Source organism: Microbulbifer agarilyticus (genome assembly GCF_020171345.1).
Classification (GTDB): domain Bacteria; phylum Pseudomonadota; class Gammaproteobacteria; order Pseudomonadales; family Cellvibrionaceae; genus Microbulbifer; species Microbulbifer agarilyticus_D.
Window position 1 is genome coordinate 166,013 of sequence record NZ_JAIUZM010000005.1, and the last position, 17,999, is coordinate 184,011.

At 57.7% G+C, this 17,999-nt stretch carries 15 protein-coding genes and 5 tRNA genes; all 20 read left to right on the forward strand.

Annotation, left to right across the window (positions count from 1 at the left end):
* Window positions 1–180: 180 nt before the first annotated feature.
* The 20 genes from LCM31_RS15470 (at window position 181) to rpoB (ending at window position 17,962) form a co-directional block, all read left to right on the forward strand.
* Entirely contained in the window at window positions 181–1,710 is a 1,530-nt protein-coding gene (locus LCM31_RS15470; RefSeq protein WP_224871591.1) for an alpha/beta fold hydrolase, read from the forward strand.
* Window positions 1,707–2,453, forward strand: a complete 747-nt coding sequence (locus LCM31_RS15475) for an ABC transporter ATP-binding protein (RefSeq protein WP_224871594.1) — start codon at window positions 1,707–1,709, stop codon at window positions 2,451–2,453. Before LCM31_RS15470 ends, LCM31_RS15475 begins: the two co-directional genes overlap by 4 nt.
* A gap of 29 nt (window positions 2,454–2,482) precedes the next feature.
* Entirely contained in the window at window positions 2,483–3,655 is a 1,173-nt protein-coding gene (locus LCM31_RS15480; RefSeq protein WP_224871596.1) for an ABC transporter permease, read from the forward strand.
* 46 nt (window positions 3,656–3,701) lie between these two features.
* Window positions 3,702–4,883, forward strand: coding sequence for an alanine racemase (gene alr, locus LCM31_RS15485; protein ID WP_224871598.1), 1,182 nt, complete (start codon window positions 3,702–3,704; stop codon window positions 4,881–4,883).
* Between the two features lie 66 nt (window positions 4,884–4,949).
* The gene (gene birA, locus LCM31_RS15490; protein ID WP_224871600.1) at window positions 4,950–5,945 is read left to right on the forward strand and encodes a bifunctional biotin--[acetyl-CoA-carboxylase] ligase/biotin operon repressor BirA; all 996 of its coding nucleotides are present in this window, start codon (window positions 4,950–4,952) and stop codon (window positions 5,943–5,945) included.
* Between the two features lie 98 nt (window positions 5,946–6,043).
* On the forward strand, window positions 6,044–6,841 hold the full coding sequence (locus tag LCM31_RS15495) for a type III pantothenate kinase (protein WP_224871761.1): 798 nt from the start codon (window positions 6,044–6,046) through the stop codon (window positions 6,839–6,841).
* A 117-nt stretch (window positions 6,842–6,958) separates the two neighbouring features.
* Window positions 6,959–7,699: an SPOR domain-containing protein gene (locus LCM31_RS15500; RefSeq protein ID WP_224871602.1), complete on the forward strand. Its 741-nt coding sequence runs from the start codon at window positions 6,959–6,961 to the stop codon at window positions 7,697–7,699.
* A 163-nt stretch (window positions 7,700–7,862) separates the two neighbouring features.
* Window positions 7,863–7,938, forward strand: a tRNA-Thr gene (locus LCM31_RS15505).
* Between the two features lie 111 nt (window positions 7,939–8,049).
* Window positions 8,050–8,133: transfer RNA gene (locus LCM31_RS15510), tRNA-Tyr, on the forward strand.
* Between the two features lie 80 nt (window positions 8,134–8,213).
* A tRNA-Gly gene (locus LCM31_RS15515) sits at window positions 8,214–8,287 on the forward strand.
* Between the two features lie 109 nt (window positions 8,288–8,396).
* A tRNA-Thr gene (locus tag LCM31_RS15520) sits at window positions 8,397–8,471 on the forward strand.
* A gap of 155 nt (window positions 8,472–8,626) precedes the next feature.
* The gene (gene tuf, locus LCM31_RS15525; RefSeq protein ID WP_222232482.1) at window positions 8,627–9,820 is read left to right on the forward strand and encodes an elongation factor Tu; all 1,194 of its coding nucleotides are present in this window, start codon (window positions 8,627–8,629) and stop codon (window positions 9,818–9,820) included.
* A gap of 120 nt (window positions 9,821–9,940) precedes the next feature.
* Window positions 9,941–10,016, forward strand: a tRNA-Trp gene (locus tag LCM31_RS15530).
* A 117-nt stretch (window positions 10,017–10,133) separates the two neighbouring features.
* Window positions 10,134–10,502: a preprotein translocase subunit SecE gene (gene secE / locus LCM31_RS15535; RefSeq protein WP_010130322.1), complete on the forward strand. Its 369-nt coding sequence runs from the start codon at window positions 10,134–10,136 to the stop codon at window positions 10,500–10,502.
* Window positions 10,503–10,512: 10 nt separating this feature from the next.
* Window positions 10,513–11,046 (forward strand): transcription termination/antitermination protein NusG, encoded by a 534-nt coding sequence (nusG, locus tag LCM31_RS15540; RefSeq protein ID WP_224871603.1) that lies wholly within the window; start codon window positions 10,513–10,515, stop codon window positions 11,044–11,046.
* Between the two features lie 174 nt (window positions 11,047–11,220).
* The gene (gene rplK / locus LCM31_RS15545; RefSeq protein WP_224871605.1) at window positions 11,221–11,652 is read left to right on the forward strand and encodes a 50S ribosomal protein L11; all 432 of its coding nucleotides are present in this window, start codon (window positions 11,221–11,223) and stop codon (window positions 11,650–11,652) included.
* Window positions 11,653–12,351, forward strand: a complete 699-nt coding sequence (gene rplA, locus LCM31_RS15550) for a 50S ribosomal protein L1 (RefSeq protein WP_224871607.1) — start codon at window positions 11,653–11,655, stop codon at window positions 12,349–12,351.
* Between the two features lie 282 nt (window positions 12,352–12,633).
* Window positions 12,634–13,128 (forward strand): 50S ribosomal protein L10, encoded by a 495-nt coding sequence (gene rplJ / locus LCM31_RS15555; protein WP_077406725.1) that lies wholly within the window; start codon window positions 12,634–12,636, stop codon window positions 13,126–13,128.
* Between the two features lie 87 nt (window positions 13,129–13,215).
* Window positions 13,216–13,584: a 50S ribosomal protein L7/L12 gene (gene rplL, locus LCM31_RS15560; protein ID WP_224871609.1), complete on the forward strand. Its 369-nt coding sequence runs from the start codon at window positions 13,216–13,218 to the stop codon at window positions 13,582–13,584.
* 304 nt (window positions 13,585–13,888) lie between these two features.
* The gene (rpoB, locus tag LCM31_RS15565; RefSeq protein ID WP_224871611.1) at window positions 13,889–17,962 is read left to right on the forward strand and encodes a DNA-directed RNA polymerase subunit beta; all 4,074 of its coding nucleotides are present in this window, start codon (window positions 13,889–13,891) and stop codon (window positions 17,960–17,962) included.
* Window positions 17,963–17,999: the final 37 nt, after the last annotated feature.

Genomic DNA, 17,999 nt, shown 5'->3' on the forward strand with positions numbered 1-17,999 from the left:
GTGGTTGTTCTGTAATCAAGCGACCGCAAACAATACCATTCGGCGCTAGCTGACGCCACGGCCTTGTGGGGGCATAGCGCAGCGATGGGGCAAAAACTTCGGTAGACTGCGGCAATGAACATTGATGCATCGGTACCGGAGAGCCAATCACGGATGAAGCTGCAACGAAGGACCAGGGAAATGAAACGACGGATAGCGGCGGCCCTGTGCCTGTTCGCGGGGGCAACGGTGTTTGCCCAGCCGGCCGAAACTCAGGCCGGCAAAGAAGGTTTGCCAAGTGCCGACACACTGCAACCGACTTTGTGCCACGGTAGTGGCTGGGCGGATGCGCTGCGTTGCTATTCGATACCGGTAACCGGTTTGCAGGTGGGGCAAGCGGCGGAGCTGACCGTACTGGTGGCGCCGGCACTGAGCGACACCCGTCGCGAGCCGTTATATCTGCTCGCCGGCGGGCCAGGGCAGGCATCCTCCGATCTGGTGCAACTGCTTAACCCGCTACGCAAGATCAACCGCGAGCGGGACCTGGTGTTCGTTGACCGGCGCGGTGCCGGGCGTTCTCAGGTATTTGATTGTGGTCTGAGCGACTCGCCCCCGGCCGATATAGAGCGCTTTGTCGAGCTGTTGGCCGATTGCTATCAAGCGAACCCCGAGCGCCCACTGGCCCTCACCAGTCGTCAGGCGGTGGAAGACCTTGAGCAGGTGCGCAAGGTGCTGGGGCACGAAAAGATCAGTCTGTGGGGCGGTTCCTGGGGCACACGCACGGCACTCCTCTACCAGCAGTGGTATCCGCAGTCCCTGCAAAGCCTGGTGTTGGATGGGGTCGCTCCCATCGACAGCAAGGTTTTCCTCACGGCGCAGGCCGCGGAAGCCGCGCTGGTGCAGCTGCAGCAAGATTGTGCTGCGGACCCGGTTTGTCGCGGTTTCGGCGACTGGCGCGGTGCGCTGGATCTGATATTGCAGAGCTGGGACCGGGCCAGCGCAGTCAGTTTCCCAGACCCATTCACCGGTCTCCCCTCGGAAGAGCCGGTCGAGCGCTGGATGCTGGCCAATGCGGTGCGCACCGCGTTGTATGACCCCAGTGTGGCGGCACAGCTGCCGTTCGCGATCGACCAGGCAGCCAAAGGCAATCTGTTGCCGCTGTCCGGTATCGTTGGGCTGTTTGCCAGGCTGGAGGAGAGTATGGCGATGGGGCTTACGTTTTCTGTGGCCTGCGCCGAAGAAGTGAGCCGTATGGAGCGCGATGAAATCCTCGCGGATGCCGCCGGTACCTTCCTCGGCGATGCGTTTGTGCAGCCATTTGTACGCGGTTGTGCGCAATGGCCGGTTCCCTCGCGGGAGTATCCGGTGAGCGAGGCTCGCTCACATCCCGTGTTGTTGATATCCGGTAGCGCAGATCCAATCACGCCACCGCTCTATGCCGAACGGGACCTCGGCTACCTGGAAAATCGTCAGCACCTGATTGTTCAGGGCGGTGGTCACATCAACAGTGCGCGCGGTTGCATTCCCGATTTGATGGAAGAATTCTTGAATGGCGGCGGCCTGCCGCTGGATCAGGCGTGTATCGCCGATATCCAGCGCCCGCCGTTTATGGCCGGTATGTTTGGGCCTTCGTTGAGACAAGAGCTGAGACAAGAGTTGCAACAAGAAACAAAGCCTCGGCTTAATCCGGAGAGTGAGGCTACGGCCTCAGCAGAGGAGGCGCAGCCATGATTCAGGTGCAGGGTATCAGCAAGTCGTTCGCCGGCCAGCCGGTTCTGCGGGACCTGAGTTTTGAGGTTCCGGATGCGCGTATTACGGCACTGCTTGGCGCTAATGGCGCCGGCAAAACCAGTTGTTTGCGCATCCTGTGCGGATTGTTGCGTGCGGAAACCGGGCAGGTGTTGGTAGGTGGTATCGACCCGGCTCGGGAACCGCAAGGTGTGCGCCGCCAGCTGGGCGTGGTCGGTGATCGCGAGGGACTCTATGAGCGTCTTACCGTGGTTGAGTATCTGGATATTTTTGCGCGTATGCAGGGCTTGTCCGGGGCTGCGCTCAAGTCTGCGCTGGCGTCGGTGTGTGAGGAGCTTGAATTACAGAGCCTGTGGCGGCGGCGCATGGGCGGGTTTTCCCAGGGGGAGCGGATGAAAGTGTCGCTGGCGCGGGCGCTGGTGCACAGGCCAAAGCATCTTATTCTCGACGAGCCCACACGGGGCCTCGACGTCCTCGCAGTACGCCTGTTGCGCCGCACCCTGTTGCGCCTGCGGTCGGCGGGTACCGCGATTCTGTTTTCCAGCCATGTGATGCCGGAAGTGGCGGAGCTGTCGGATCGCGTTTTGGTGATGTCGCAAGGCCGGATCGTCGGTCGCGGGGCGCCGGATGAACTGATTGCAGAGACCGGTAGCGAAAATCTCGAGGATAGCTTCGTGGCGCTGGCGTATGGTGAGCGCACGCGGATGGCCGAGGAGGTGGTTTGATGCGTGGTGCAAAAGGAAATGCTAAAGCGATGCTGCAGCTCAAACTTATGCTGCCGTTGTTGCGCAAAGAGTTTTTAGAGGCCTGGCGCGATCGGCGTGCCCTGATTATGGCGGTGAGCTTTGCGTTGCTGTTTCCTGCGATGATCGCGGGAGGCTCCACCTTCATGATCAAGAAGAAAGCCGAGGAAGTAACCCGGGTTGCGGTACTCGGAGGTGCGCAGGCGCCATTGCTGACCGAAAAGCTGGACGGGCCCGGGTTTGAGGTGGTCAGTCTCGACGATGGCGAGCCGCGTAGCCTGCTGGGGCAGGGGTACCAACTGGTTCTGGTTGTCGGCGATGAGTTTGATCAGCGCTACCGGGACTTTCTTGCTCCGCCACTCTATGTATATGTGGATTCATCCAATACCAGTAGCGGCCGCGCACAGCGGCAGCTGCAGGATCGGCTCGCCGCACTGCAGCAATTGGTGGTCACCCAGCGTCTCGTGGCACGTGGTGTTGCTACCCAGGTGCTGGCGCCGTGGAAGCTGGAGGTGCGGGATGTGAGTACTCCGTCGGCGCGAGGTGCATTGTTGCTGGCGATGGTTCCGGGGCTGCTGATTCTCACTCTGTTTGTCGCCAGCCTGGCGACATCTGTGGACACCTCCGCGGGGGAGCGTGAGCGCCTCAGTTTGGAAACGCTGTTGTTGCAGCCGCTGGCCGCGTGGCAGATCATCACGGCGAAAATGCTGGCTGTGGCGAGCCTGGGTTGGTTGGGCGCGCTGATGTCCATCACCGCACTGGTACTATTAATGCCACTGATGCCACTGGCAGAACTGGGTATCCAGCAGGCGACCACCCTGTCTGGTGTTTTCACTATGGGGCTGCTGCTGTTGCCCCTGGCGCTGCTGGTGGCCGTGCTGCAGATTCTGTTGGCCCTGCGCTCGCAGTCATTCAAAGATGCGCAGACCCAGCTCAGTATCCTGCAGATCGCCCCGCTGGTGCTGCTGATGGCGCTGGATATGGCGCAGGTGAGCCTGGAAGGGAGTTGGCAGCTGGTGCCATTGGTAAGTCATCAGCAGTGGTTGAAGGATTTGTTGGTCGGCGAAGTGGTTTCTGTGCCGGCGATGCTGGCGGGTTCCGCCGTCACTTTGCTGTGTGTAGTGGCTGCAGTCTTGTTGGGCGCCAAAGCGCTGCGGCGGGAATCGCTGCTGTCGGCAGCGTAGGTGGCTCCCATTGTGCGAGTGTGAAAAGAGTTTGTTGGGGTAATCGGTGACGATATCGGAACAGGAATGCGAAGGGCTGCTGCGAATTGACCTGGGTGCGGTCGCGTCCAACTATCGCGCGCTGCGCTCTCGGCTCGCCGACAGTAGTCGGTGCGGTGCCGTGGTCAAGGCTGATGCCTATGGCCTGGGTATCGAACAGGTTGCCCCGGCCCTCTACCGTGCCGGGTGCCGGGAGTTTTTTGTTGCCACCCTTGCCGAGGGGCGGCAATTGCGCGCAGTGCTCGAGTCTGTTTCTGCGGAAGAGTTTGAGAGCGCGACGAACCCCGGTGCTGCGCGCGAAGCCGTGCACATCTATCTGTTGACCGGTTTGCGTCCTGGCTGCGAGGCGGAGTGTGCGGCAGAGGGACTGATACCTGTACTGGTCAGCGTGGACCAGATGCACCGGTGGTGTCAGGCCACCGCGGATGCGAATGGCATCGCAGCGCCCTGCGCGCTCAAGGTCGATACCGGCATGACCCGGCTGGGGATGACCACCGTTGAGTTTCGTCAGCTGCTGCAGGACGAGCGGCTGTTGGCCGGAGCGAATGTTCAGTTATTCCTGAGTCACCTGGCCTGTGCCGATGAAGCCGCGCACCCACAGAATCGACAGCAGTTGGATTTGTTTAAGGATCTGCTGGCAAAGCTGCGCAGCCTGCATCCGCGGGTGCGCGCCAGCTTCGCCAATTCCTCCGGCATTTATCTCGGTGAGGAATATCATTTTGATCTGGTGCGCCCGGGTTCGGCCCTGTATGGGATTAACCCCACGCCTGCGGCGACCAACCCGATGGGTGCGGTGGTTAATTTGCGCTTGCCGGTGCTGCAGCAACGGGAAATTTTTGCCGACAGTGCGGTGGGCTATGGTGCCACCGAAACGGTTGCCGCCGGTAGCTGGTTGGCGGTGGTGAGAGGCGGCTACGCCGACGGTATACTGCGCGCGCAAAGCGGTCGTGGTCGCGGCTGCGCAGTCATTGGTGATCGGCGCGTAGAGGTGCCGATGATTGGGCGTGTCTCCATGGATACTTCGGTGTTTGATATTTCCGTGCTTACGGCGGAGCAGCGGGCGCGCCTGGAAATCATCGAGGTGCTGAATGAATCCCTGACCGTGGACCAGATGGGGGTGGCCGCAGATACCATTGGCTATGAGATCCTCACGTCTCTGGGGCGTCGCTACTGTCGTATCTACCGCTAACCCCGTTTGGCCCAAATACCCATTGGAGTAAAACGCTTGAGTTCCCCTGATTTCCCTGGCTCACCTGTGTCCACTAAAAACGAAGCGCTCGGTGCGCTGCGCCCGCTGTTGGAGCGGCTGGCGGACGGCAATGTGCATTCCGGAGAGACACTGGGTGAAGCGCTGGGCGTGAGCCGTGCGGCGGTGTGGAAGCAGTTGCAGAAGCTCGAGGCCTTTGGTTTGCACGTGGAATCGGTAAAAGGCCGCGGCTATCGCCTGCCGGGTGGATTGGACCTGTTGGTTGAGGAGCATATACGCAGTGGTCTGGCATCGGATGCGGGGACGTTGCTATCGGGGCTGCACGTATTCGACTTGGTGGATTCGACCAATGCGCGGGTATTGTCTGCGCTGGAAGGTGGTCGCGGCCACGGGATGGTAATGCTTGCTGAACAGCAGTCTGCCGGGCGCGGTCGTCGTGGACGGCAGTGGCAGAGCCCGTTCGCCGCCGGCGTCAGCCTGTCCATTGGCTGGCAGTTCAATGGCGGTGTGCAGTTGCTGGAGGGGTTGAGTCTCGCGGTGGGCGTTGCGCTGGCCAGAGCGCTGTCGCGCTTTGATGTGCCGGACGTGCGACTCAAGTGGCCGAATGATGTCTGGTGTCGTGGTCGCAAGCTTGCGGGTGTGCTGCTGGAATTGAGTGGGGATTTGACCGACCGCTGTGGTGTGGTGGTCGGTATTGGCTTGAATATGCGCTTGCCGGAGTCGGTGTCCGATGCCATTGGGCAGCCGTGGATTGATTTGCAGGAAGTGCAGCCCGGCATCTCTCGCAATGCGTTGGTGGCGGCAATGCTGGATGAGCTGTTACCGATGCTGGCGGCCTACCCCCAGAGCGGTTTTGCGCCATGGCGTGAGGCCTGGTCGGCACTGGATCAATTTTCTGGTGCCGATGTGTGCGTACAATCGGCACAGCAGCGCTGGTGCGGCGTGGCACGCGGGGTGAATGACAGTGGCGCACTGGTGCTGGAAATTGATGGTCAGCCGCAGGTGTTTCATGGTGGTGAGGTCTCCCTGCGACCCGCGTCGTGATTGGCTATCTGCCCGCGCCGTTATTGGTTATTTGAGTGGGCCTTTGCATGTTTGAGGGTCGTTGAGGTTTCCGTGTTGAGAGTGGAATTTTGGCTGAGATGATTCTGGAGTTGGATCAGGGGAATACCCGTGGCAAGTGGCGCTTGCTACGCGCCACCCCCGCAGGTGCTTCTCAAGTCATTGCACGTGGGGCGTTTGCGCCGGGTCCCTGGTGGTCCGCCGAGCACTTGCCTGATGCCTGGTTTAAGCACAGGCCAACGCGCGTTCGCTGTGGCAATGTTGCCGGGGCGGAGGTGGCGCATCAGATCGCCATGCGGTTGAAGCAGGAATTTGCCGTTCCTGTGGCCTTTGCCCGGGTATCCCCCGAATGTGTCGGTGTAACCTGCGCGTACCAGGAAGTAGGCCGTCTGGGGGTGGATCGTTGGTTGGCAGTACTGGCGGCCTACGCACGAGATCCCTCGCCGGCCTTGGTGGTGGATTGCGGTAGCGCGGTCACCCTGGATTTGCTGGGTGAGGGTGGTCAACACCTGGGCGGTTACATTGTGCCTGGCCTGGGATTGATGCGACGCGCCCTGTACAGCGACACCGACGCAGTAAAGGTCGATGAGGTGTTCTCCCAAGGAATGCCGCTTGCGCCGGGAATGAATACCGAACAGGCGGTCAATCATGGACTGCCGTTAATGATACTGGGCGCCATTGAGATGGCGCAGCGCGAGTTGCTGCGCCAATTGGCAGCGGTATCCGGTGAAAAAGCTGGAGCGCCCCGGTTACTGGTTACCGGCGGTGATGGCGCTTTTATCGCCTCGTTGCCCGCATCTGCCACTCAGAGTGCGGTGGAGGTTCTCGATGAGTTGGTGATGGAAGGTTTGGCATGCGCGGATCTCGAAGAGGTCTAGTGCTCTCCTCTCTCGCTTTTACTTCCCGCTCAAGCGGTCGGCAACGTGTGACTCCGGAGTGTCGCCACTCTGGGCACGGTTTGAATTAATTACGTGGAATAGAGCAACGAAGTCCCTATGCGCTGGATATTTTTCTTGTTGGTGGTTGCGAATCTGGGTTTGTTCGGCTGGTTTATGACCACCGAGCGCACCCCGGCAAAGACTGTAGTGGTGTCGCAGGCGGATCGCGGCGCTGACACCATATCTCTGGTTAACGAACTGGACCCTGAAGAGCTGGCGGCGCGGGCACCTGTCGCCGAGGCGCAGCCGCCTGCGCATTCGGAGCCAGCGGTCGATACGGTTGCAGACCCCCTGTGCACCATGGTCGGGCCGTTTGATGAGGCCTATCAGGGGGAGGATGTGGTGCGCCGTCTGCAGGCCCTGCAGGTTGAGGCAGATTTGCGCGACATCGAGATGCAGGGGCAAATGCGCTACTGGGTCTACCTGGCGCCGTTGAACTCATCCAAAGACGCCTTCCGCAAGCTGCGTGAGCTCCAGGCTGCGGGGGTGGATAGTTATGTGATCCCCAAGGGATCGCTGGAGAATGGTATTTCCTTTGGTATTTTTTCCGAGATTGACCGCGCGCAGTCTCTAACCGAGGAGTTGCGCGCGCGCGGATTTGACGCCGAATACCGCGAAGAGCCGCAAACCTATCTGGAGCGCTGGGTCGTGCTCAGCAGTGCCGGTCCTTCCGCGGATGGCGGTTCGCCAGAGCTTGTGGGCGAGGAGTTTTGGCAGCAACTACAGTTGGATTATCCGGATATCGGGCGCCGCCAAAACGTGTGTAGCGAGATACGTGAGGCCGGTGCCGAGCAGTAACAGAGAAATGTCTGCCTGGGGTGAAGAAAAACGACAACAGGCTGTTGCGTGTCGTCATCACTTCCCCTAGAATCCCGCCTCCACTTCAGGGGGGATCAACAACCTTTGAAGTGAGTGAACCCTCGGGTTTCACAGAGAGGCCGCAAGGCTTCGTTTTGGAGATGCTGACGTAGCTCAGTTGGTAGAGCAGCTGACTTGTAATCAGCCGGTCGGGGGTTCGACTCCTCTCGTCAGCTCCATCTCTATCCTGTTCCACAGGTTGCTGAAGAAGTTCAGTTAAGTGTGTGAATTTTAAGGAAAAACTTGTTGACATCGATCGGGTCGCTGTAGAAAATACGCACCGCTTTCGAGCAGGGGTTCCCGAGTGGCCAAAGGGATCAGACTGTAAATCTGACGCGCAAGCTTCGGTGGTTCGAATCCACCCCCCTGCACCATTATTTAGATGCCTGTGTGCTGGCATCGAAGCCGGAAGAGATTGTTGCTCTTTTGGTTGGAGGTTTTCGCACGCGATAGCGCGGGCATAGTTCAATGGTAGAACCTCAGCCTTCCAAGCTGATGATGCGGGTTCGATTCCCGCTGCCCGCTCCATTTCATTGTGTGGAGCCTGCTTGGAAAGGCATTTGGAATCTTGCAGCTTAGGTTGCAAGAAAGCAGGCGGCCCCGCCTGCGCCGGCAGGATTGCCGGTCGTTGGAGTAAGCTCATGTAGCTCAGGGGTAGAGCACACCCTTGGTAAGGGTGAGGTCGGCGGTTCAAATCCGCCCATGAGCTCCATTATTCGTAACCGCGGTGGCCTGTGTCTCCGCGGTTATTTGTATCCGGGTTTTGCGTTGTTGCGGTCCGGGTGCAAAAGGCTCCCGAGCGGATTTCCGGGGGTTTTTCTTGGTAAGGCCGCGCGTGCGGCTCACGCTTATATTGGGAGGCCCGCAATGGGAAAAGAAAAGTTTGAACGTTCCAAGCCCCACGTAAACGTGGGCACCATCGGTCACGTTGACCACGGTAAAACCACTCTGACTGCTGCACTGACTCGCGTATGTGCAGAAGTATGGGGCGGCGACGCTGTTGCTTTCGACGGTATCGACAACGCTCCGGAAGAGCGTGAGCGTGGTATCACCATCGCAACCTCTCACGTTGAATACGAGTCCCCGACCCGTCACTACGCACACGTAGATTGCCCGGGACACGCCGACTACGTTAAGAACATGATCACCGGTGCTGCTCAGATGGACGGCGCTATCCTGGTATGTTCCGCAGCTGACGGCCCCATGCCGCAGACTCGTGAGCACATCCTGCTGTCTCGTCAGGTAGGTGTACCGTACATCGTGGTATTCCTGAACAAAGCCGACATGGTTGACGACGAAGAGCTGCTGGAACTGGTTGAGATGGAAGTTCGTGAACTTCTGGACCAGTACGAGTTCCCGGGTGACGACACCCCGATCATCGTTGGTTCCGCTCTGATGGCGCTGAACGGCGAAGACGACAACGAAATGGGTACCACCGCTGTTAAGAAGCTGGTTGAAACCCTGGACGAGTACATTCCGGAGCCGGAGCGTGCGGTAGACCAGCCGTTCCTGATGCCGATCGAAGACGTATTCTCCATCTCCGGTCGTGGTACCGTAGTTACCGGTCGTGTTGAGCGTGGTGTTATCAACACTGGTGACGAGATCGAGATCGTTGGTATCAAAGAAACCACCACTACTACCTGTACTGGTGTAGAAATGTTCCGCAAGCTGCTGGACGAAGGCCGCGCTGGTGAGAACATTGGTGCGCTGCTGCGTGGTACCAAGCGTGACGAAGTTGAGCGTGGTCAGGTTCTGGCTAAGCCGGGCTCCATCACCCCGCACACCAAGTTCGAAGCAGAAGTGTACGTACTGTCCAAGGACGAAGGTGGTCGTCACACCCCGTTCTTCAAAGGCTACCGTCCGCAGTTCTACTTCCGTACCACCGACGTAACTGGTGCGTGTGAACTGCCAGAAGGTACCGAGATGGTAATGCCAGGCGATAACGTTCAGATGACCGTTACCCTGATTGCACCGATCGCAATGGAAGATGGTCTGCGCTTCGCGATCCGCGAAGGTGGCCGTACCGTTGGTGCTGGTGTTGTAGCCAAAATCATCGAGTAATCGGTGAAAAGCGCGACTACAATGTGAATCTGTAGTCGCGCTTGCAAATGCTGGGGTCGGTGGTATGATCCGCCCCTCATTTTTTCCGGAGATGGCGCAGTCTACCTCCGGATGTGTTCCAGGCCAGTAGTTCAATTGGTAGAGCACCGGTCTCCAAAACCGGCTGTTGGGGGTTCGAGTCCCTCCTGGCCTGCCAACTTTCAGATGCCCGCAAGGGGCCTGCAGTTGGGCTATCCTGTACTGCTGTCGCTCTTTGTGGTCGTAGGCAATAAAGGCGCCTTGCAGTATCTGGGCGCACTAAAGGCTTCTTTGTATGAATGCAAAAGTAGAGGCGAAAACCTTTCGTCTTGACGGCCTCAAGTGGCTGGTGGTCGTGGCGTTGATTGGCGCTGCAGTTGCCGGCAATTCCTACTACGCCGAAATTCCCCTGTTGTATCGTGTGCTGGCAATCGTTGCGCTTTGCTTGGTTGCGGTATTTGTTGCAGTGCAGACCGAGAAGGGTAATGCCTTCTGGAATCTGCTGCGGGAAGCGCAAAATGAAGTGCGCCGCGTAGTATGGCCGACCCGTCAAGAAGCAACCCAGACCACCCTGATCGTGGTTGTGTTTGTGCTGCTGATGGCGGTCATTCTCTGGGCGTTGGACTCCGGTCTTGGCTGGATTGCTTCCAAGATCATTGGCTAAAGGTTAATCCATGGCAAAGCATTGGTATGTGGTTCAGGCCTACTCCGGCTATGAGAAGCGTGTAAAGACTTCTCTGAAGGAGCGCATTGAGCTGCACGAAATGGACCATCTCTTTGGTGAGGTGCTGGTGCCCACCGAGGAAGTGGTGGAAATGCGTGCCGGCCAAAAGCGCAAGAGTGAGCGTAAATTCTTCCCCGGTTACGTACTGGTGGAAATGGAGTTGAACGACGACACCTGGCACCTGGTCAAAGAGACCCCGCGTGTGCTGGGTTTTATTGGTGGCAAGGCGGACAAGCCTGCACCAATTACCGATCGGGAAGCTCAAGCGATTTTGAATCGCATCGACGACTCCGTTGATAAGCCCAAGCCCAAGACGCTGTTCGAGCCGGGCGAAATGGTGCGTGTTATCGATGGTCCGTTTAATGATTTCAATGGTGTGGTTGAGGAAGTCAACTACGAGAAGAGCCGCCTGCGAGTGGCGGTGTTGATCTTCGGTCGCTCCACACCGGTAGAGCTGGAATTCGGTCAGGTAGAAAAGAGCTGAGTTCAAGCTGAAAGGATTCGGCCCTCTTTCGTTTCGGCGAAAGAGGGCTTTCGCGTCCCTGAAAACCCAGTGCTGAAAATGCATTGGCCGGATGGGAAACAGGGGAGCTGAGCGTTGCACGTTTGTATAAGTGTACAGCGCAGGCGCTAATACCCAGTTAAAGAGGAAGCTGTAATGGCTAAGAAAGTAGAAGCTTACATCAAGCTGCAAGTTAAGGCCGGTCAGGCCAACCCGAGCCCCCCCGTTGGTCCCGCACTGGGCCAGCACGGCGTAAACATCATGGAGTTCTGTAAAGCGTTTAACGCACAGACCCAGAGCCTGGAGCCAGGCCTGCCGGTACCGGTAGTGATCTCTGTTTACAACGATCGCTCCTTCACCTTCATCATGAAGTCGCCGCCCGCGTCGGTTCTGCTGCGCAAGGCTGCCAAGATCAAGAGCGGTTCTGGCCGTCCGAACACCGAGAAAGTCGGTAAAGTGACCCGTGCTCAGCTCGAAGAAATCGTTGAAATGAAAAAAGCAGACCTCACTGCATCCGACATGGACGCAGCGGTGCGCACCATCGCTGGTTCTGCTCGCAGTGCCGGTATCGAAGTGGAGGGTCTGTAAGTGGCTAAATTGACCAAGCGTCAGCGCGCAATGGCTGAAAAACTGGAAGCTGGCAAAGCTTACGGTATCGACGAAGCAGTAGCGCTGCTGAAAGAGTTCTCCAACGTTAAGTTCTCTGAAACCGTAGACGCAGCGATCAACCTGGGTATTGATCCGCGTAAATCCGACCAGGCTGTTCGCGGCGCGACCACCCTGCCGCACGGTACCGGTAAAGAAGTACGTGTTGCTGTATTCACCCAGGGTGCCAATGCCGACGCCGCGAAAGAAGCGGGCGCTGACATCGTTGGTATGGACGAGCTGGCTGCGGAAGTTAAAGCTGGCAAGATGGATTTCGACGTAGTTGTGGCCTCTCCGGACGCTATGCGCGTTGTTGGTCAGCTGGGTCAGATCCTCGGCCCGCGCGGCCTGATGCCGAACCCGAAAACCGGCACCGTTACCCCGGACGTAGCGACTGCGGTTAAGAATGCGAAAGCTGGTCAGGTGCGTTTCCGCGCTGACAAAGGCGGCATCATTCACGGCGGCATCGGCAAGGTGTCTTTCGACGCGAACGCGCTGAAAGAAAACCTGGAAGCACTGGTTGCTGACCTGAAAAAGGCCAAGCCGGCTTCTGCCAAGGGCGTATATCTGAAGAAGATCACCCTGAGCACCACCATGGGCCCGGGTCTGGTCCTCGATCAGGCTTCTCTGGACGTTAAGTAAGTTACATACAGTAATTACTACGCCAGATTGTAAAAGAACTTTGGGGTTCGCCGCATCGCTTAGGCAATGCGGCGGGCCGTCAAAGACCGTAGGTGCGGTGGGTGTTTGAGGTTTAAATGCTCCCCGCTTAATCCGCGCTCCGGCCAGGTTGGCCTTAAGTGAGTGCGAGCCTACGCAGACGGTGTTGCCCAAACCAGTATTTTTACTGGATTTGAGCTTTTTGCACCGGAACGGATTGGGTTCATTTGACCCCAATCTTTTTTCAAATCCAGGAGTGACACTATGGCTATTGGACTCGTAGACAAGAAAGCGATTGTCGCGGAAGTCCAGCAGGCTGCTGAGGGTGCTCTGTCTGCGGTTGTTGCGGATTCCCGTGGCGTAACCGTGAATGACATGACTGCCCTGCGCAAAGAGGCTCGCGAGAACGGCGTTTGGTTAAAAGTCGTCCGCAATACTCTGGCGCGTCGCGCTCTGGCCGGTACCGAATTCGAATGTCTGATCGAGACGTTCGTAGGTCCCAGCATCATTGCTTTCTCTAACGAACACCCGGGTGCCGGCGCGCGCATCCTCAAGGCGTTCGCGAAAGACAATGAAAAGCTGGAGCTGAAAGGTGCCGCCTTCGAAGGCGTAGCGACTGACATCGCTCTGTTGGCAAGCCTGCCGACTTACGATGAAGCAATCGCTAAGCTGATGAGCTGCATGAAAGAAGCATCCGCTGGCAAACTGGTTCGCACTATTGCGGCCGTTCGCGACCAGAAAGAGCAGGAAGCTGCTTAATAGTTTCGCAAAAGCGAAATGGCAGTTATCCACTTTTTATAGAAATTACGAGCAGTTTGCTGCTCACACGAAATCAGGTACTAACTCATGTCTCTGACTAAAGAAGATATCATCAATGCGATCGCCGAAATGTCCGTTAAGGACGTTGTTGAGCTGATCGAAGCTATGGAAGAAAAGTTCGGCGTGACCGCAGCTGCTGCTGTTATGGCGGGCCCGGCTGGCGGCGAAGCTGCTGCAGAAGAGAAAGACGAATTCGACGTAATTCTGACCTCTGCTGGCGACAAGAAAGTAAACGTGATCAAAGCTGTTCGCGGCATCACCGGTCTGGGCCTGAAAGAAGCCAAGGCGCTGGTAGACGGTGCTCCGAGCCCGCTGAAAGAAGGCGTTTCCAAAGACGAAGCCGAAGCAGCGAAGAAAGAGCTGGAAGAAGCTGGTGCTACCGTAGAACTGAAGTAATTCGGTTTTACACACCACCGCCGGGGCCGATCAGTCGGTTGCCGGCGGAAAGGCTGGTGGACTTTTGTCCGCCGGCCTTTTTGCCGTTTGCAGCATGGGGCTTTTCCCGCCACTGGTGAGGAGTAGGTCGCAAGGTAAACGGCAATCAAACCGAGAGGTTTGTGCACAGGGCGGTATGTTTTTTGGGCAGTCCTTTAAGCGTAGCGCAATGTGCAGAGACTTCTCGCCCGGATGGGCTGCGTACGTCAGGTTGCTGACCGTAGCTCTGATGAAGTCTTGTCACCGATCAAGCTGGGGAATATGAATGGCTTACTCATACACTGAGAAAAAACGTATCCGCAAGGATTTTGGCAAACTGCCTAAGGTCATGGACGTGCCTTTCCTGCTTGCGATACAGCTGGACTCGTATCGCAAATTTACGCAGGCCGACACGCGCCCGGATGAGCGTCTGGATATCGGCCTGCAGGCGGCGTTCAAGTCTGTATTTCCAATTGTCAGCTACTCTGGCAATGCCGCACTGGAATATGTGAGCTACACCCTCGGCAAACCTGCCTTTGATGTAAAAGAGTGTACCCTGCGCGGCGTCACTTACGCGTGCCCGCTGCGTGTGCGCGTTCGTCTGATTATTTACGATAAAGAATCTGCGAATAAGTCCATCAAGGACATTAAAGAGCAGGAAGTGTACATGGGCGAGATTCCGCTCATGACTGAAAACGGTACCTTCGTAATCAATGGTACCGAGCGTGTTATCGTGTCTCAGCTACACCGCTCCCCGGGTGTATTCTTCGATCACGATAAAGGTAAGACACACTCTTCCGGTAAGTTGCTGTACGCCGCACGGGTAATTCCTTACCGCGGCTCCTGGCTCGACTTCGAGTTCGACCCGAAGGATCTGGTGTATGTGCGTATCGACCGTCGTCGTAAATTACCGGCGACCATTCTGCTGCGCGCACTGGGTTACAGCTCGCAAGAAATGCTGGAAATGTTCTTCGATACCAGCAAGTTCACCCTGAACGAAGAAACTGTCAGTCTGGATCTGATTCCTTCCCGCCTGCGCGGTGATGTTGCGTCCTTCGATATCAAGGATGGCAGCGGCAAGGTCATCGTTGAGGAAGGTCGCCGTGTGACGCCACGTCACATTCGCCAGCTGGAAAAAGCCGGCGTAGAGAAGCTGGAAGCGCCAATTTCCTATGCCTACGGCCGTGTACTAGCCCACGACGTAATTGATGAAGGCACCGGTGAAGTCGTTGTTGAGGCGAACGCCGAGATCACCGAAGAGGTGATCACCAAGCTGCGCCTGATGAATGTCGACAGCTTCAACACCCTGTATACCAACGATCTGGACTGTGGTCCGTTCATTTCCGACACGCTGCGCGCCGACCCTTCCCGCACCGAGCTGGAAGCACTGGTAGAAATCTACCGCATGATGCGCCCGGGCGAGCCGCCCACCAAGGAATCTGCGGAATCCCTGTTCGAGAACCTGTTCTTCTCCGACGAACGTTATGACCTGTCTGCGGTAGGCCGCATGAAGTTCAACCGTCGTCTGGGGCGTGCGGACGAGACCGGTGAGGGCACCCTGAGCAAAGACGATATCGTCGATGTTCTGAAGACCCTGATCGAGATCCGTAACGGTCGCGGTATGGTCGACGATATCGACCACCTGGGTAACCGTCGTGTACGTTCCGTGGGCGAAATGGCCGAAAACCAATTCCGTGTTGGTCTGGTACGTGTTGAGCGCGCGGTGAAAGAGCGTCTGTCCATGGCGGAATCCGAAGGCTTGATGCCGCAGGATCTGATCAACGCCAAGCCGGTCGCCGCTGCGGTGAAGGAATTCTTCGGTTCCTCCCAGCTGTCCCAGTTTATGGACCAGAACAACCCGCTGTCGGAAGTGACCCACAAGCGCCGTGTTTCTGCACTGGGCCCGGGTGGTCTGACCCGCGAGCGTGCGGGCTTCGAGGTGCGCGACGTGCACCCGACCCACTACGGCCGCGTATGTCCGATTGAGACGCCGGAAGGTCCGAACATTGGTCTGATCAACTCGCTGGCGACCTATGCCCGTGCCAACCACTACGGCTTCCTGGAAAGCCCGTACCGCAAGGTTGTCGACGGCCAGGTAACCGACGAGATCGAATACCTGTCAGCGATTAACGAAGCCAACTACATCGTTGCACAGGCTTCCGCAGAAGTAGATGAGAACGGTCGCTTCACCGATGACCTGGTAAGCGTGCGTCACCAGTACGAATTCACCCTGAAAGCACCGGAAGAGATCCAGTACATGGACGTTTCCGCCCGTCAGGTTGTGTCTGTGGCTGCGGCAATGATTCCGTTCCTGGAACACGATGATGCGAACCGTGCACTCATGGGTTCCAACATGCAGCGTCAGGCGGTGCCGACTCTGCGCGCCGACAAGCCGCTGGTAGGTACTGGCATGGAGCGCACCGTAGCGCGCGACTCCGGTGTATGTATCGTTGCCAAGCGCGGTGGTGTGATTGAGCGTGTCGATGCCAGCCGTGTTGTTGTACGTGTACACAACGACGAAGTAGAAGCCGGTGATGCGGGTGTGGATCTGTATGGTCTGACCAAGTACACCCGCTCTAACCAGAACACCTGCATCAACCAGCGCCCGATCGTGAAGACCGGTGACGTGGTTGCGCGCGGCGACATCCTCGCCGACGGTCCTTCTGTCGACCTGGGTGAGCTGGCGCTGGGCCAGAACATGCGCATCGCGTTCATGCCCTGGAACGGTTACAACTTTGAGGATTCCATCCTGGTATCCGAGCGCGTGGTACAGGAAGACCGCTTCACCACCATCCACATTCAGGAACTGACCTGTATTGCCCGTGACACCAAGCTGGGCAGTGAGGAAATCACCGCAGATATCCCCAACGTGGGCGAGTCTGCGCTGAACAAACTGGATGAGTCCGGCATCGTGTACATCGGTGCGGAAGTGGGCGCTGGTGACATCCTGGTTGGTAAGGTGACCCCGAAAGGCGAAGCCCAGCTGACTCCGGAAGAAAAACTGCTGCGTGCGATCTTCGGTGAGAAGGCCTCTGACGTTAAAGACACTTCCCTGCGTGCGCCTTCCGGCACCCGCGGTACCGTGATCGACGTACAGGTCTTCACCCGCGACGGCCTGCAGAAAGACCAGCGCTCCCTCGCTATCGAGAAGGCGCAGCTGGACGAAGTACGCAAGGACCTGAACGAAGAGTACCGCATCGTTGAAGGCGCTACCTTCGAGCGTCTGGCCGCTGCGCTGGAAGGCCAGAAAGTTGCCGGCGGTAAAGGCGTCAAGAAAGGCGACGTACTGACCGCTGAGATCCTGTCCGAACTGCCGCGTGAAGACTGGTTCAAACTGCGCATGGCAGAAGAGAGCCTGAACGAGCAGCTGGAAAAAGCGGAAGCTCAGCTGAGCGATCGCCGCAAGCTGCTGGACGAGCAGTTCGAAGACAAGAAGAAGAAACTGGAATCTGGCGACGATCTGGCGCCGGGCGTACTGAAAATCGTCAAGGTATACCTGGCGATCAAACGTCGCATCCAGCCTGGTGACAAGATGGCCGGCCGTCACGGTAACAAAGGTGTTATCTCCGTGATCAAGCCGGTGGAAGACATGCCTTACGACGAGAATGGTGAGCCGGTAGACGTGGTTCTTAACCCGCTGGGTGTTCCGTCTCGTATGAACGTTGGTCAGGTTCTGGAAATGCACCTGGGTATGGCGGCGAAAGGCCTGGGCGTGAAAATTGATCGCATGATCAAAGAGAAACAGGAAGCGGCGAAGATCCGTGGCTTCCTGGAAGACGTCTACAACTCCACCGGCGGCCGCAAGGAAGAGCTGGACGAGCTGTCTGACGAAGAAGTGCTGTCCATGTCCGAAAACCTGCGCCGCGGTGTACCCATGGCGACTCCGGTATTCGACGGTGCGGCAGAGCCCGAGATCAAGAAGCTGCTGCGTCTGGCTGACATCCCGGATTCCGGCCAGATCACCCTGTACGATGGCCGTACCGGTGATGCCTTCGAGCGTCCGGTAACCGTTGGCTACATGTACATGCTGAAGCTGAACCACCTGGTAGACGACAAGATGCACGCGCGTTCTACCGGTTCTTACAGCCTGGTTACCCAGCAGCCGCTGGGTGGTAAGGCGCAGTTCGGTGGCCAGCGCTTCGGTGAGATGGAGGTGTGGGCACTGGAAGCATACGGTGCTGCTTACACCCTGCAGGAAATGCTCACGGTCAAATCCGATGACGTTGAAGGTCGTACCAAGATGTACAAGAACATCGTGGATGGCGACCACCGCATGGAACCGGGCATGCCCGAATCCTTCAACGTACTGGTTAAAGAAATCCGCTCGCTCGGCATGAACTTCGAGCTGGAAAACGAATAACACTGGTATTAATCGGATTTAGTAGACAGAGACCGGT

Excerpts from the sequence above, each read along its gene's own strand:
- rplL (WP_224871609.1), top strand. The coding sequence starts at position 13,216 with ATGTCTCTGACTAAAGAAGATATCATCAATGCGATCGCCGAAATGTCC.
- LCM31_RS15480 (WP_224871596.1), top strand. The coding sequence starts at position 2,483 with ATGCTGCAGCTCAAACTTATGCTGCCGTTGTTGCGCAAAGAGTTTTTA.
- LCM31_RS15475 (WP_224871594.1), top strand. The coding sequence starts at position 1,707 with ATGATTCAGGTGCAGGGTATCAGCAAGTCGTTCGCCGGCCAGCCGGTT.
- LCM31_RS15500 (WP_224871602.1), top strand. The coding sequence starts at position 6,959 with ATGCGCTGGATATTTTTCTTGTTGGTGGTTGCGAATCTGGGTTTGTTC.
- LCM31_RS15470 (WP_224871591.1), top strand. The coding sequence starts at position 181 with ATGAAACGACGGATAGCGGCGGCCCTGTGCCTGTTCGCGGGGGCAACG.
- secE (WP_010130322.1), top strand. The coding sequence starts at position 10,134 with ATGAATGCAAAAGTAGAGGCGAAAACCTTTCGTCTTGACGGCCTCAAG.
- rpoB (WP_224871611.1), top strand. The coding sequence starts at position 13,889 with ATGGCTTACTCATACACTGAGAAAAAACGTATCCGCAAGGATTTTGGC.
- rplJ (WP_077406725.1), top strand. The coding sequence starts at position 12,634 with ATGGCTATTGGACTCGTAGACAAGAAAGCGATTGTCGCGGAAGTCCAG.
- rplK (WP_224871605.1), top strand. The coding sequence starts at position 11,221 with ATGGCTAAGAAAGTAGAAGCTTACATCAAGCTGCAAGTTAAGGCCGGT.
- tuf (WP_222232482.1), top strand. The coding sequence starts at position 8,627 with ATGGGAAAAGAAAAGTTTGAACGTTCCAAGCCCCACGTAAACGTGGGC.
- nusG (WP_224871603.1), top strand. The coding sequence starts at position 10,513 with ATGGCAAAGCATTGGTATGTGGTTCAGGCCTACTCCGGCTATGAGAAG.
- LCM31_RS15495 (WP_224871761.1), top strand. The coding sequence starts at position 6,044 with ATGATTCTGGAGTTGGATCAGGGGAATACCCGTGGCAAGTGGCGCTTG.